The 13413-nt window shown below is 68.9% G+C and carries 9 protein-coding genes and 1 pseudogene; 4 read left to right on the top strand and 6 right to left on the bottom strand.

Features of this window, described 5'->3' with window-relative positions; all coding sequences use genetic code 11:
• Positions 1-96: 96 nt before the first annotated feature.
• The 6 genes and pseudogenes from ABD255_RS11410 to ABD255_RS11435 all read right to left on the bottom strand — a co-directional run.
• Complete coding sequence (locus tag ABD255_RS11410) at positions 97-606, bottom strand: GNAT family N-acetyltransferase (RefSeq protein ID WP_344212742.1); 510 nt, start codon at positions 604-606, stop codon at positions 97-99.
• A 176-nt stretch (positions 607-782) separates the two neighbouring features.
• Entirely contained in the window at positions 783-2009 is a 1227-nt protein-coding gene (locus ABD255_RS11415; RefSeq protein WP_344212744.1) for an SWIM zinc finger family protein, read from the bottom strand.
• The gene (locus ABD255_RS11420) at positions 2006-4801 is read right to left on the bottom strand and encodes a DEAD/DEAH box helicase (RefSeq protein ID WP_344212746.1); all 2796 of its coding nucleotides are present in this window, start codon (positions 4799-4801) and stop codon (positions 2006-2008) included. Before ABD255_RS11420 ends, ABD255_RS11415 begins: the two co-directional genes overlap by 4 nt.
• Before the next feature lie 42 nt (positions 4802-4843).
• Positions 4844-6724: an ABC transporter ATP-binding protein gene (locus tag ABD255_RS11425; RefSeq protein ID WP_344213858.1), complete on the bottom strand. Its 1881-nt coding sequence runs from the start codon at positions 6722-6724 to the stop codon at positions 4844-4846.
• Positions 6725-6963: 239 nt separating this feature from the next.
• Positions 6964-8052, bottom strand: coding sequence for an RNA-guided endonuclease InsQ/TnpB family protein (locus tag ABD255_RS11430; RefSeq protein ID WP_344212748.1), 1089 nt, complete (start codon positions 8050-8052; stop codon positions 6964-6966).
• A gap of 52 nt (positions 8053-8104) precedes the next feature.
• Positions 8105-8200: pseudogene (locus tag ABD255_RS11435) on the bottom strand (hypothetical protein); the annotation flags it as partial.
• A 17-nt stretch (positions 8201-8217) separates the two neighbouring features.
• Between ABD255_RS11435 and ABD255_RS11440 the strand changes: the two are divergent.
• Genes ABD255_RS11440 through ABD255_RS11455 form a run of 4 tightly spaced genes read left to right on the top strand, consistent with a single transcriptional unit; the run spans position 8218 to position 13372 of the window.
• Positions 8218-8973, top strand: a complete 756-nt coding sequence (locus tag ABD255_RS11440) for a TetR/AcrR family transcriptional regulator C-terminal domain-containing protein (protein WP_344212750.1) — start codon at positions 8218-8220, stop codon at positions 8971-8973.
• A 42-nt stretch (positions 8974-9015) separates the two neighbouring features.
• A complete protein-coding gene (locus ABD255_RS11445) occupies positions 9016-9618 on the top strand; it encodes a TetR/AcrR family transcriptional regulator (RefSeq protein ID WP_344212752.1) in 603 nt (200 codons plus the stop codon).
• Positions 9618-11351 (top strand): ABC transporter ATP-binding protein, encoded by a 1734-nt coding sequence (locus ABD255_RS11450; protein WP_344212754.1) that lies wholly within the window; start codon positions 9618-9620, stop codon positions 11349-11351. The genes ABD255_RS11445 and ABD255_RS11450 overlap by 1 nt, the downstream gene beginning before the upstream one ends.
• On the top strand, positions 11348-13372 hold the full coding sequence (locus tag ABD255_RS11455) for an ABC transporter ATP-binding protein (RefSeq protein ID WP_344212756.1): 2025 nt from the start codon (positions 11348-11350) through the stop codon (positions 13370-13372). Before ABD255_RS11450 ends, ABD255_RS11455 begins: the two co-directional genes overlap by 4 nt.
• The last annotated feature ends 41 nt before the right edge of the window (positions 13373-13413 follow it).

Consider the following 13413-nt stretch of genomic DNA (forward strand, 5'->3'; position numbering starts at 1 on the left):
CCCGTCGGCCCCGCTCAGGTGAGTGTCGACGAGATCACGCAGAGTGCCCGGGCGGGCCGTTTGTATACGGAACCCGCCCGGGCGCTTGTCATGCGGTCAGCAGTCCCAGGCGGCCGGGGTGCGGATCATCCCGGCGGGAACAGCCGTCGAGTCGAGCGGAAGGGCCATCAGGTGCGGCCCCGGCTCGGCGAAGGTCGAGGTGATCCCGAACGTCGATGCCGGCTTGAAGCCGAACCGCGGGTAGTACTCGGTGTGGCCCAGCAGCACGACGAGATGATGACCCTGCGCCCGCGCCGCGGCCAGCGCCGTACGGATGACGGCGTCGCCGACGCCCTGCTGCTGGTATTGCGGCAGCACAGCACACGGCCCGAGGATGAGGGCCGGGGTCTCGCCAACGTGGCAACGGCTGAGCAGGACGTAGCCGACCAACTCGCCGTCGTCGGTGCCGGCGACGATCGACAACTCAGGCACCCATGCGGCCGGATCGGCGCGGAGTGCCTCGACGATGTCCGGCTCGTAGGTGCCGCCGAACGCCTGCAGATTGATCTCGCGGATCGCCGCCACATCGGCGGCGGTCTCCGGTCGGGTGATCCAGGAAATGGACAACAGAAAATCCCTTTCGAGCACAGGGATTCCGGCCGCGAAGGTCAGGCCGGAACCCAGGAGATGAGGATGACAACGGAAACGGCGGTCGCCGCGATCGCGCTCATCAACTCAGCTCCTGTCCCTGCTCGAAGGTCTGCCCAGATCCTAACCACATATCGCCGGTCGTCGCAGGTGATTTACCAGACGTCCGGTACTGCGAGCGCCGCCGTCGGGTCCCGGTCCGCCGGGCCCGCGGGGACCCAGGCCTCGTCGACCAGCCGGTACGGGTGCCAGCGGCCGAGGCGATCCAGCCGGACCTGGCAGACGACCTCGCCCGAGGTGGTCAGCCGGTTCTGGTCGATCGAGATCTCCAGCTCGTCGTCCGCCGCCGCGAGCAGCTCGGTGCGAGCCCGGGCCAGGTCGCCGGGCTCGGGCGTCCACTGGTGTTCGAGCACGTCGAGGCCGGGTGCGCCGCCGTACGACCAGGCCTGTACTCCGAGGGCGAGGTCGGCGGGGCGGTTGAACGCAGTACCGAGTCGGTCCGCGAGGCTGGGATAGTCGGCGGCGAGGCGGACCGCGTCCTGCCACTCGTCGAGCTCCCAGGGATCGGCGTCACCGGTCAGTAGCGCCTTGAGCTCGGCGCGAGCCCGGCGAGCCGCGTCGAGCACGAGCAGCGGCAAGGTCGCCGGCTCCAGCTCAGGCAGCGGCTGGGTCTCGCTGACCACCAGTTCTTCCAGCGCGATCTTGGCAGGCAACGACGGCAACTCCGGGAGCTCGCCCGGCTGCCGCGCGAAAACCTCTAGCGCCGGATCGCCTTCCTCCACGGGCGCTTCGACAGCGGCGGCGGAAGACGTCGTGGACCGGTTCTGCAGTTCGTCGAGCAGATCCTCGCGGGACTGCCCGCGCATCAGCAGCAGGACGAACGGGTCCTCGTCGAGCAACCAGCCGACCTGGTAACAGAGGCCCGCCGCGTGCTGACAGGGCAGCTCCCAACCGTCGCACGTGCAGGACGGATCGAGATCACCGATCCCCGGCAGCAGCGGCACCCCGGCGTCAGCCGCGGCCTCCACCAGTTCGTGCGGCATCTCGCCGTCGAGCAAGGCGGCGATGTGCCCGGCCCGGGCCGCGACCTGGTCGAGGAACCGTCGCCACTCGTCGTCGCTCAACCGGTCGACCTGCACGACCGCCTCGTACGTGTCGTCGGGCGCGTAGACCGTCGCCGCGATCCGGCCTGGGCTGATCGTGATCGTGCCGACCTGGCCGGAGTTCGCCGTACGCCGGCCCTTGCGCAGCTGGTCGGAATCCAGCGAGGTGTCCTCCAGCGCCTGCACCCAGGCACGTCCCCACCACGACCTGCCCGAGGTACTGCGACGCCCGGTCTGCGCCGGGAAGGCCGGGAATCCGCGTGCCTGCTCGCCGCTCATCGGGCACCCCGCAGTTCCACCAGAGCGGCGAGCTCTGAGTCGGTCAGCTCGGTCAGTGCGGCCTCCCCGGCGGTCAGTACGGCGTCGGCCAGTTCGCGCTTGCTGCTCAGCATCGCCGCGATCCGGTCCTCGATGGTGCCCTCGGCAATCAGTCGGTGCACCTGGACCGGGCGGGTCTGGCCGATCCGGTAGGCGCGGTCGGTGGCCTGGTCCTCGACCGCGGGATTCCACCAGCGGTCGTAGTGCACGACGTGGTCGGCGCGGGTGAGGTTCAGGCCGGTGCCGGCGGCCTTCAGGGACAGCAGGAAGACCGGGACCTCGCCGGCCTGGAACCGCTCGACCATCTCCTCGCGCTTGCGGACCGGAGTACCGCCGTGGAGCAGTTGGGTGCCGATGCCCCGGTCGGCCAGGTGCCGCTCGAGCAGCCGCGCCATCGCGACGTACTGGGTGAAGACGAGCACCGCGCCGTCCTCGGACACGATCGTCGCGAGCAACTCGTCGAGCAGTTCGAGCTTGCCGGACCGTCCGGACAAACGGGCGTCGTCGGGTTCCTTGAGGTACTGCACCGGGTGGTTACAGATCTGCTTCAGCCCGGTGAGCAGCTTCACGATGAGGCCGCGCCGTGCCATCTGGTCGCTCGCCGCGACGGCGTCGAGCAACTCGCGCACGGTCGCCTCGTACAGAACCGCCTGCTCCCGGGTGAGGGAGACGGCCTGGTCGGTCTCGGTCTTGGGCGGCAGTTCCGGCGCGATGCCCGGATCTGACTTGCGCCGCCGGAGCAGGAAGGGACGGACGAGTTTCGCCAGTCGCTCGGCGACTTCCTCGTCCTTGTCCGCCTCGATCGGCGTCGCCCAGCGGCTGCGGAACGTGCCGAGCCGGCCGAGCAGGCCGGGCGTCGTCCAGTCGAGGATCGCCCACAGCTCGGACAGGTTGTTCTCGACCGGGGTGCCGGTCAGCGCGACCCGGGACAAGGCCGGCACGGTGCGAAGGGCCTTCGCCGTCCCGGAGGTCGGGTTCTTGACGTGCTGCGCCTCGTCGGCGACCAGCAGACCCCACCGGTGCCCGGCCAGCTTCGCCGCGTCCCGCCGCAACGTCCCGTACGTCGTGAGCACGAACCCGGTGTCGGCGCCTTCGAGGGAGCGGCCGGAGCCGTGAAAACGCAGTACGGGAGTGCCCGGCGCGAACCGTTGCACCTCACGCTCCCAGTTCCCCAGCAGGGACGCGGGGCAGACCACGAGCGTCGGCCCGGCGGTCTCCTCGGCGAGTTGGCGGTGGAGGTGCAGGGAGATCAGCGTGATCGTCTTGCCGAGCCCCATGTCATCGGCGAGACAGCCGCCGAGCCCGAGCGAGGTCATCCGGACCAGCCACCGCAGGCCGCGCAACTGGTAGTCGCGCAGGGTCGCCTGCAACGCGGCCGGGGCGTCGACCGGTTCGTCGGTGTGGTCGGGGTCGGCGATCTTCGCGCGGAGGTCGTCGAGCCAGCGGGTCGGGGTGACGGCGATCTGCTCACCGTCAAGCTCGGTGCTGCCGGTGAGCGCGGCGCTCAGGGCGTCGATGGCAGTGACGGGCTTGAGGACGCGTTCGCGGGCTTTGCGGGCCAGGTCCGGGTCGATCAGCATCCACTGGTCCCGGAGCCGGACCACCGGGCGGGTCGCCTCGGCGAGCTTGTCCATCTCCTCGTCGGTCAGCGGATCGTTGCCCAGAGCAACCTGCCAGCTGAAGTCGAGGGTGGCGCCGCCGCCGAAGAATTTCGGCATGTCCGAGGGTGGTCCGTCGGCGGACGTGAGCGCCGCGCGCGCGGTCAGCTCGCGCCCGAGGCTGCGCGGCCAGTGCAGGTCGACTCCGGCAGCCGAGAGCCGCTGAGCCCCAGTCGCCAGCAACCCGGCGACCTCTTCGTCGGACAGCTCGAGCCGATCCGGCACTGCGGAGTCGAGCAGCCGATTCAGCGGCACCCAGACCCGCGCGGCCCGGCGAATCGCCAAGGTCGCGTCGATCCTGGCCCGTGGACCGAACCCGCTGACATCCTCCGCCCAGACCTCACTCGCATCCCGTACCAAGGTCGGATCGTTGAGGCTGTGCAACTGCACCACGGCCCGGAACCCCAGCGACTCGGGCAACTCGATCCGCAACGAGATCCGCACCCCGGTGTCGAGGCCGGCTGACACCTCGTCAGCCCACCCGCGCAACCGCCCTGCCTGCTGCGGAGCCTTGGCCGCGAACAGATTCGTCCCCTGAGCCTTCGCAGCAGCGGGCGACCGAGGCATCCCATCAGCAACCGCGTCGAGGAACGCGCGCACCAGGTCCTCGGACGCGGCCACGCGCAGCTCTTCAGAGGCCGAGGAGACAGGCACAGCTCGGGCTTCGGGGGGCATGGCTTCGGCGAGCGTCAGGATGCGCTCCACGTCGGCGGCATCCAGAGGGCCGACTCGCCAGGCGTCGTGATCGGCGGGGGAGACGCCGGGGAGGAGCCGGCCGCGGGCCACCAGTTGCAGGCCGATCAGCGCGGCCGCTCCCCAGAACGCCGCGGCCGGGTGTGCTCGTGGCGCCGTCCGAGCGCGACCCAGTACAGGGACCGCCTGGTCGATCGGTAGCTCGATCGTGCGGACGGGGCGGACGACGAGACCGTCGGGCTCCTTCACCACCAACTCGAGCGTCGACTGTTCGCCGACGCCGAGTGGCAGCTCACCGCCGTCCGGATCCCAGAACGCGACCCGCCCGTCCCGTGGTGGATCAGCCGGAACGAACACCGCCGCCAACCCGGCCAGCGCCCCCGCCTGCACACTTCCAGCCAACCCCGCACTCCCTCTCAGTCACCGTGCACTGCGAAACAACTCTCAGGACGCGCCGACCGGGAGCTCCCCGGCGACTGCCTGGTCGAACTGGGTCCGGTGCAGTTCCTCGTACCGTCCGCCCGCGGCGAGCAGTTCGGAGTGGGTGCCGCGCTCGATGATCTGCCCGTCCTCGATCACCAGGATGAGATCGGCCGCACGGATCGTGGACAGCCGGTGCGCGATCACCACGGCGGTCCGTCCGGTCAGCGCCTCGGTGAGCGCGGCCTGCACGGCGGCCTCGGAGGTGGAGTCCAGCGCGGCCGTGGCCTCGTCGAGAATCACCACCCGGGGCTGCGCGAGCAACAGCCGCGCGATCGTCAGCCGCTGCCGCTCGCCACCCGACAACCGGTAGCCGCGCTCACCGACGACCGTCTCCAATTGGTCCGGCAGCGATCGGATCAGGTCACCGAGCCGCGCGCGCGTCAGCGCCTCCCACAGCTCGTCCTCGGACGCCTCGGGACGGGCGAGCAGCAGGTTCTCCCGGATCGAGTCGTGGAAGAGGTGCCCGTCCTGCGTGACCATGCCGAGTGTGTCCCGCAGCGCCTCCGCGGACAGGTCCCGGACGTCGATCCCGGCGAGCTTCACCGCGCCCGCGTCCACGTCGTACAGGCGCGGGATCAACTGGGCGATCGTCGACTTGCCGGCGCCGGAGGAACCGACCAACGCGACCATCTGCCCGGACTCGGCCGTGAACGACACGTCGTGCAGCACCTCGACGCCGCCACGGGTGTCGAGCTTGGCGACCTCTTCCAGCGACGCCAGCGAGACCTTGTCGGCCGAGGGGTAGGCGAACTTCACGTGCGAGAACTCGACCGACACCGGACCGGCCGGCACCGTGCCCGCGTCCGGCTTGTCCTTGATCAGCGGCTCCAGATCGAGGATCTCGAAGACCCGCTCGAAGCTGACCAGCGCGGTCATCACCTCGAGCCGGGCACTGGCCAGCGCGGTCAAGGGGGAGTAGAGCCGAGTCAGCAGCAGCGCCATCGCCACCACCGCGCCCGCGTCGAGTTGGTCGCGCAGCGCGTAGAAGCCGCCCAGGCCGTAGACGACGGCCAGCGCGAGCGCCGACACCAGGGTCAGCGAGGTGACGAACACCCACTGCACCATCGCGGTCCGGACGCCGATGTCCCGCACCCGGCGCGCCCGTACGGCGAACTCGTGCGACTCCCGCGTCGGGCGGCCGAACAGCTTCACCAGCGTGGCGCCCGGAGCCGAGAACCGCTCGGTCATCTGGGTGCTCATGGTGGCGTTGTAGTCGGCGGCCTCGCGCTCGAGCGAGGCGAGCCGGTTGCCGAACCGGCGGGCCGGGATCACGAAGATGGGCAGGATCACCAGCGCCAGCAGGGTGATCTGCCACGACACCCGCAGCATCACGACCAGGGTGAGCGCCAGCATCACCACGTTGCCGACGACGCCGGACAGCGTGTCGCTGAACGCGCGCTGGGCGCCGATCACGTCGTTGTTCAGCCGGGAGACCAGCGCGCCGGTCCGGGTCCGGGTGAAGAACGCGATCGGCATCCGCTGGATGTGGTCGAACACGGCGGTGCGCAGGTCGAGGATCAGGCCCTCACCGATGCCGGCCGAGAGCCACCGGGTGACCAGGCCGAGCGCGGCCTCGGCCACGGCGATCAGGGCGATCAGCCCGGCCAGCCAGACGACGACGCTGACGTCCTTGCCGTTGACGATGGCGTCCACCACCCGGCCGGCCAGCACCGGGGTGGCGACGGCGAGCACGGCGCCGCCGATGCTCAGCAGCAGGAACGCGATCAACTGGCGCCGGTGCGGCCGGGCGAACGCCAGGATCCGTTTCAGCGTGGCCTTGGAGAACGGTCGCTTCTCGTCCTGTCTGTGCATCGCGTGGTACATCGACGTCCACGCGGTCATTTCCATACTCACAGCGAAGCTCCGGCGGTTCGGGTGTTCGTGGTAGCGGTGGCGTGCCGATGATCCCGCGGACCACCGACAGTTTCCGACGGTAGAACCTCAACGTTGCTAGAGGTCAAGCTCACGCCTTTACTGAGTACGCTGTACGAGGTAGACCGTGGAGTGTAGCCAATCGGGGAGAATCGCGCACTTGACGTCCTCCCCGCCGGAGACGATGAGGATTCCAACCCAACCCCAATCTATGCGGAGGTAGTGAGTTGAGGTTCACGCTTCACAGACATCCGTACAGGCCTGTCTCCGCGCGCACTGACCGCCCGTCCGGCGGCGATGTTGATGGCAGCATTCAGGTCGGCGTGGTCGCAGTAGCCGCAGGACTGGCACCGGAACGCTTGGCTCTCGCGGTTTCCTGGTACACAGTGCCCGCAACGCGAACACATCTGACTGGTGTACGCCGGGTTTACCTTCTCGATCCTGCCAGCGGCCTTGTGCTCGAGCCGCTGGACAAGCAGACCCCAGCCACTCGCGAGAATTCCCCGGTTCAGCCCGGTCTTGGCGCGTCGCCGGTTCGGCAGGTAGCTACCCGGGCGGGCCGGGTCCGGCTTCGGCTTCGCTCGCCGAGTCATTTGCTTGATCCGGAGGTCTTCCACTCGGATTACGTCGAAGCGGCGCGCAAGATCTGTGGACAGCTTCTCGACCCAGTCCTTGCGACGAGCAGTAGCACGGGCATACAGCTTGGCTATCGCGACTCTGACGCGGCTCCGGCGGTTCGAGCCAGGCCGCGCTCTGGCAAGTCGCCGCTGAAGGTGCGCGAGTCGCCGCTGCTCGGACTCCGACAGTCCAGGGCACGCAAGGAGCTCACCGGTGGACAGTGCGGCGGACACGGTGACGCCACGATCGATGCCGACAACCTCACCGTTCCTGGGGGCGGGGATCGGGTCCGGCGCGACTGCGAACGCGATGTGCCAGCGCCCCGCATTGTCACGGTTGACCCGGTACGACTTGGCCTCGGGCACTGGGCGGCTGACCCGGAACCGCACCCAGCCGACCTTCGGGACCAGCACCCGCGCCCACTTCCGGCTCACCTGCTCAACGCGGCCGGCTTGCGAGCCGACGATCCGGAATCCTTCGTGTTTCCCGGCTTTGCGCCACGTCGGGCTGCGGTGGCTCCCGGTAAAGTAGTTTCGGCGTGCTTGGTCGAAGTCCCGCAGCGCTTGCTGCTGGACGGTTTGCGACCCGCCACGCAACCAGCCGATCACGGCTCTCGCCTCGGCCAGTTGCCGGGCCTGCTCGACGAAACCCGGTGTGGTGCCTTGATCGCGCGTCCACATCGACCATTGTTGCGACGGCAAGGTTCCATACGTACCGGGCATGTCCGCACTGCTCCAGAAGTCCCGCGGCCTGCGCGGATGTCGGATACAAGCGATAGCGAGACACGGCTGTGATCCAATCAGCCACCGCCGACAATTCGCCTGTCACGGTGAACGGAGGTTGTCATGAATCAGGAGTACAGCGGGGGCGGCGACCCGGCGAAGAGCTTAGAGCTGCTGTGGGGTCTTCAGTCGAAGCCCACCCGCGGGCCCAAGCCTGCTCTCACCGTCCCGCGCATCGTCGAGACGGCATTGCGGGTGGCCGATGCCGAAGGGCTTGCGGCGATGTCGATCCGGCGGGTGGCGGACGAGTTGGGCGTCGGTGCGATGACGCTGTATCGCTACGTGCCCGGCAAGAACGAGTTGATCGACGTCATGCTCGACACCGTGTACGGCGAACTGCCCCTGCGCGAGGTCGAGGGGGATTGGCGGGCCCGGCTCGACGAGGTCGCCCGGGAGAATCGCAAGCTGTACCTCGCCCACCCCTGGCTGCTCCAGGTCGCGACGAGCCGGCCGCCGCTCGGCCCGAACCTGATGGCGAAGTACGAGTGGGAGTTGCGGGCGGTCGAGGGCATCGGCCTCACTGATGTCGAGATGGACGCCGCCGTCGCGCTGGTGAACGGATATGTCCACGGCGCGGTGCGCAGTGCGGTCGAGGCCGCCACCGTGATCCAGCGGACCGGGATCACCGACAAGCAGTGGTGGGAGGCGCACGAGCCGCTGCTCGACAAGATCGGCGACACCAAGAGATTTCCGCTCGCCAGCCGGGTCGGGACCACCGTCGGGATCGAGTTCGACGCGCCGTACGACTCCGAGCACGGCTTCGAGTTCGGCCTGGCCCGGGTGCTCGACGGAATCGCGACCCTGCTGGACGGTCGGTAAATGCGGTTGTGAGTGAGTGCTCACTCAGTTAATCTCGATCGAGTGAGCCCACGAGCAACCCCTTTGCCTCCCGACGAGCGCCGCGCCGCGCTGGTCGCCGCGGCCATGCCGTTGCTGGAGGAGCACGGCCCGGCCGTCAGCAGCCGGCAGATCGCCGAGGCGGCCGGCGTTGCCGAAGGCACCATCTTCCGCGCCTTCGGCAGCAAGGACGCGCTGATCGACGCGGTGATGCAGACCGCCTTCGACCCGGCCGGCATGATCGAGGCGCTCCAGGCGGTGGACCCGTCGCTGCCGCTGCGGGACCGGATGGTCGCCGGCGTCGAGGTCGGCCAGAAGCGGCTGCGGTCGGTCTTCAAGCTGATGTTCGCGATGCGCCTGCAGCGTCCGCCGGACCTGAAGAACCCGCCTGAGGAGGAGGCCCGGCGCAAAGAGCAGTCCGACCGCACCGACGCGGTGTTCGCCGACCTGCTCCGCCCGGACGCCGCCCAGTTCCGTCACCCGCCCGAGGAGGTCGTCCGCCGGCTGCGGATGCTGACCTTCTCCGCCACCCACCCACTGATTTCCGGCGGCCGGCCACTGACCGCCGAGGAGATCGTCGACTTCGCGCTCGACGGTGTCCGCATCCACGACTCCGGGGACCGCTGATGCTGCTTCGCCTGTTGCGTACTCACTTACGTCCGTACGCCGGCAACCTGTCCATGGTCGTCGTCCTGCAACTGATCGGGACGATCGCCTCTCTCTACCTGCCCAGCCTGAACGCCGACATCATCGACAACGGCGTCGCCAAGGGCGACACCGGCTACATCATGCAGACCGGCGGCTGGATGCTCGGCGTCAGCCTGGTGCAGATCGTCTGCACGGTCTTCGCGGTGTACTTCGGCGCCAAGACGGCGGCGCTGTTCGGCCGCGACGTCCGGGCCGCGGTGTTCCACCGGGTCGGCGAGTTCTCCGCCCGCGAGGTCAACCAGTTCGGCGCGCCGACGCTGATCTCGCGCAGCACCAACGACGTCACCCAGGTGCAGATGCTGGTGGTGACGACCTGCACGATGCTGGTCGCGGCTCCGATCACGATGGTCGGCGGCGTCATCATGGCGGTCCGCGAGGACGTCGGCCTGTCCTGGCTGGTGGCCGTCGCGGTGCCGTTGCTGGCGGCATCGATCGGGCTGATCGCCAGCCGGATGGTGCCGCAGTTCCGCAAGATGCAGGTCAACATCGACGCGGTCAACCGGGTACTGCGCGAGCAGATCACCGGCATCCGGGTGGTCCGCGCCTTCGTCCGCGAGCCGCACGAGACCGAGCGCTTCGCCGAGGCGAACACGAACGTCACCGACACCGCGACCCGGGCCGGCCGGCTGATGGCGCTGGTCTTCCCGGTGGTGATGCTGATCCTCAACCTGTCCACGGTCGCGGTGCTGTGGTTCGGCGCCTCCCGAGTGGAGAACGGCGCGATGGAGGTCGGCGCGCTGACCGCCTTCATCAGCTACCTGATCCAGATCCTGTTCTCGGTGATGATGGCCACCTTCGTGATGATCATGGTGCCGCGCGCCTCGGTCTGCGCGGACCGGATCAGCGAGGTACTGAACACCGAGTCGTCGGTCCGCCCGCCGGTCACCCCGATCAAGGCCTTCGTCGGCCGCGGCGAACTCGTCTTCGAGAACGCCACCTTCCAGTACCCCGGCGCCGCCGAACCCGTACTGCGGGACGTCAGCTTCGCCGCTTCCCCCGGTCAGACGACCGCCATCATCGGCAGCATGGGCGCGGGTAAGACCACCCTGCTGTCGCTGGTACCGCGGTTGTTCGACGCCACCGGCGGCCGAGTGCTCGTGGACGGCATCGACGTGCGCGACATGGCGCCCGACGCTCTCTGGGAACGGATCGGCCTGGTCCCGCAACGCCCGTACCTGTTCTCCGGAACGGTGGCGAGCAACCTTCGCTACGGCAATCCGGACGCCACCGACGAGGAACTCTGGGAGGCGCTGGAGATCGCCCAGGGCCGGGACTTCGTCGAGGCGATGACGGAGGGCCTGAACGCTCCGATCTCGCAGGGTGGCACCAACGTGTCCGGTGGTCAGCGGCAGCGGCTGGCGATCGCCCGGGCGCTGGTGCGCAAGCCGGAGATCTACCTGTTCGACGACTCGTTCTCCGCGCTCGACCTGTCCACCGACGCCCGGCTGCGGGCGGCCCTTGCCCCGGTGACGGCGGATGCGTGCGTGGTGATCGTCGCGCAGCGGGTGTCCACCATCATCGACGCCGACCAGATCGTGGTGCTCGAGGACGGCGCGATCGTCGGCCGGGGCAGCCATGAAGAACTACTCGAGACCTGTCCGACATACGTCGAGATCGTGGAGTCCCAGCGGTCCGCGGAGGAAGCAGCATGAGCGACCAGAAGACCGCCGAGCGCGGCACCGGTGAGGGCGACGAGCCGGCCGTGACGGTGAAGGCGACCGAGCGGCCGACCACCGGGCGCTCGTTCGGCCCGCCGGGAGGCATTCCGGGGGACAAGTCGATGAACTTCGGCCCGTCGGCCAAGCGGCTGCTCGGGCGGCTGCGGCCGGAGCGGGTGCACGTCTTCGGCGTGATCCTGCTGGCGATCGCCAGCGTCGGGCTGGCGGTGCTGGGCCCGAAGATCCTCGGCCGGGCCACCGACATCATCTTCGCCGGCGCGATCGGCAAGCAGTTGCCGGCCGGAATCACCAAGGAACAGGCGATCGAGCAGGCCCGGGCCGCGGGCAACGGCCGGCTGGCCGACCTGCTCGGCGGGATCGACCTGATCCCGGGCGTCGGCGTCGACTTCGATGCCCTGCGCAACGTCCTGATGCTGGTCCTGGCGCTGTACGCCGGCTCGTTCCTGCTCTCCTGGATGCAGGGCTACATCCTCAACGGCGTGGTCCAGCGGACTGTCTACCAGCTGCGGTCCGAGGTCGAGGACAAGCTGAACCGGCTACCGCTCAGCTACTTCGACGGTGCGCCGCGCGGTGAGCTGCTGAGCCGGGTCACCAACGACATCGACAACATCTCGAGCAGCCTGCAGCAGACCCTGAGCCAGCTGCTCACCTCGCTGCTGACGGTGATCGGCGTGGTCACGATGATGTTCGTGGTGTCGCCGCTGCTGGCGCTGATCGCGCTGGTGACGATCCCGATCTCGATGATCCTGACGGCCGCGATCGCGAAGCGCTCGCAGAGCCGGTTCGTCGCCCAGTGGCGGCACACCGGCGCGCTGAACGGCCAGATCGAGGAGGCCTTCACCGGCCACGAGTTGGTCAAGGTGTTCGGCCGGCAGAAGGAGATCGAGGCGAGCTTCGCGCAGAAGAACGAGGAGTTGTACCAGGCGTCGTTCGGCGCGCAGTTCATCTCCGGCCTGATCATGCCGTCGATGATGTTCATCGGGAACCTGAACTACGTGGTGATCGCGGTGGTCGGCGGACTGCGGGTGGCGTCGGGCACGATGTCGCTGGGCGACGTGCAGGCCTTCATCCAGTACTCGCGCCAGTTCACCCAGCCGCTCACCCAGGTGGCGTCGATGGCGAACCTGCTGCAGTCCGGGGTCGCCTCGGCCGAGCGGGTGTTCGAAGTACTGGACGCGGCGGAGCAGGTGCCGGACGACGCGACGCCGGCCAAGGTGACCGAGTCTCGCGGCCGGGTCGAGTTCGAGCACGTGTCGTTCTCCTACACCGCCGACAAGCCGCTGATCAGCGATCTGAGTCTGGTCGCCGAGCCCGGGCAGACGGTCGCGATCGTCGGGCCGACCGGCGCCGGCAAGACGACGCTGGTCAACCTGATCATGCGGTTCTACGAGCTGAACGACGGCCGGATCACCCTCGACGGCGTGGACATCACCGAGCTGACCCGGCACGACCTGCGGTCGCGAATCGGGATGGTGCTGCAGGACACCTGGCTGTTCGGCGGCACGATCCGGGACAACATCCGCTACGGCAACCTGGACGCGACCGAGGAGAACATGCTCGCCGCGGCCAAGGCGACGTACGTCGACCGCTTCGTGCACAGCCTGCCGGACGGGTACGACACGGTGATCGACGAGGAGGGCAGCAACGTCAGCGCCGGTGAGAAGCAGTTGCTGACCATCGCTCGCGCGTTCCTCTCGGACCCGCAGTTGCTGATCCTGGACGAGGCGACCAGTTCGGTCGACACCCGGACCGAGGTACTGGTCCAGCGGGCGATGGCCGCGCTGCGGTCGGACCGGACCAGCTTTGTGATCGCGCACCGGCTGTCCACCATCCGCGACGCCGACCTGATCCTGGTGATGGAGAACGGTGCCATCGTCGAGCAGGGCAACCACCAGCAACTGCTGACGGCGGACGGCGCCTACGCCCGCCTCTACAACGCGCAGTTCACCGCGGCCCTGACCGACGCCGACGAGGAAGTCGTCACCCCGGCCTGAACATCACAGGGTTGCGATGGCTGATGCCCAGGGTCACTCCG

Origin of the sequence: Kribbella sancticallisti (assembly GCF_039530625.1) — a bacterium.
Taxonomy (GTDB): domain Bacteria; phylum Actinomycetota; class Actinomycetes; order Propionibacteriales; family Kribbellaceae; genus Kribbella; species Kribbella sancticallisti.

Coding starts and splice junctions, on each gene's coding strand:
- ABD255_RS11440 (WP_344212750.1), top strand. CDS start 8,218: ATGAATCAGGAGTACAGCGGGGGCGGCGACCCGGCGAAGAGCTTAGAG.
- ABD255_RS11450 (WP_344212754.1), top strand. CDS start 9,618: ATGCTGCTTCGCCTGTTGCGTACTCACTTACGTCCGTACGCCGGCAAC.
- ABD255_RS11455 (WP_344212756.1), top strand. CDS start 11,348: ATGAGCGACCAGAAGACCGCCGAGCGCGGCACCGGTGAGGGCGACGAG.
- ABD255_RS11430 (WP_344212748.1), bottom strand. CDS start 8,052: ATGTGGACGCGCGATCAAGGCACCACACCGGGTTTCGTCGAGCAGGCC.
- ABD255_RS11425 (WP_344213858.1), bottom strand. CDS start 6,724: ATGACCGCGTGGACGTCGATGTACCACGCGATGCACAGACAGGACGAG.
- ABD255_RS11415 (WP_344212744.1), bottom strand. CDS start 2,009: ATGAGCGGCGAGCAGGCACGCGGATTCCCGGCCTTCCCGGCGCAGACC.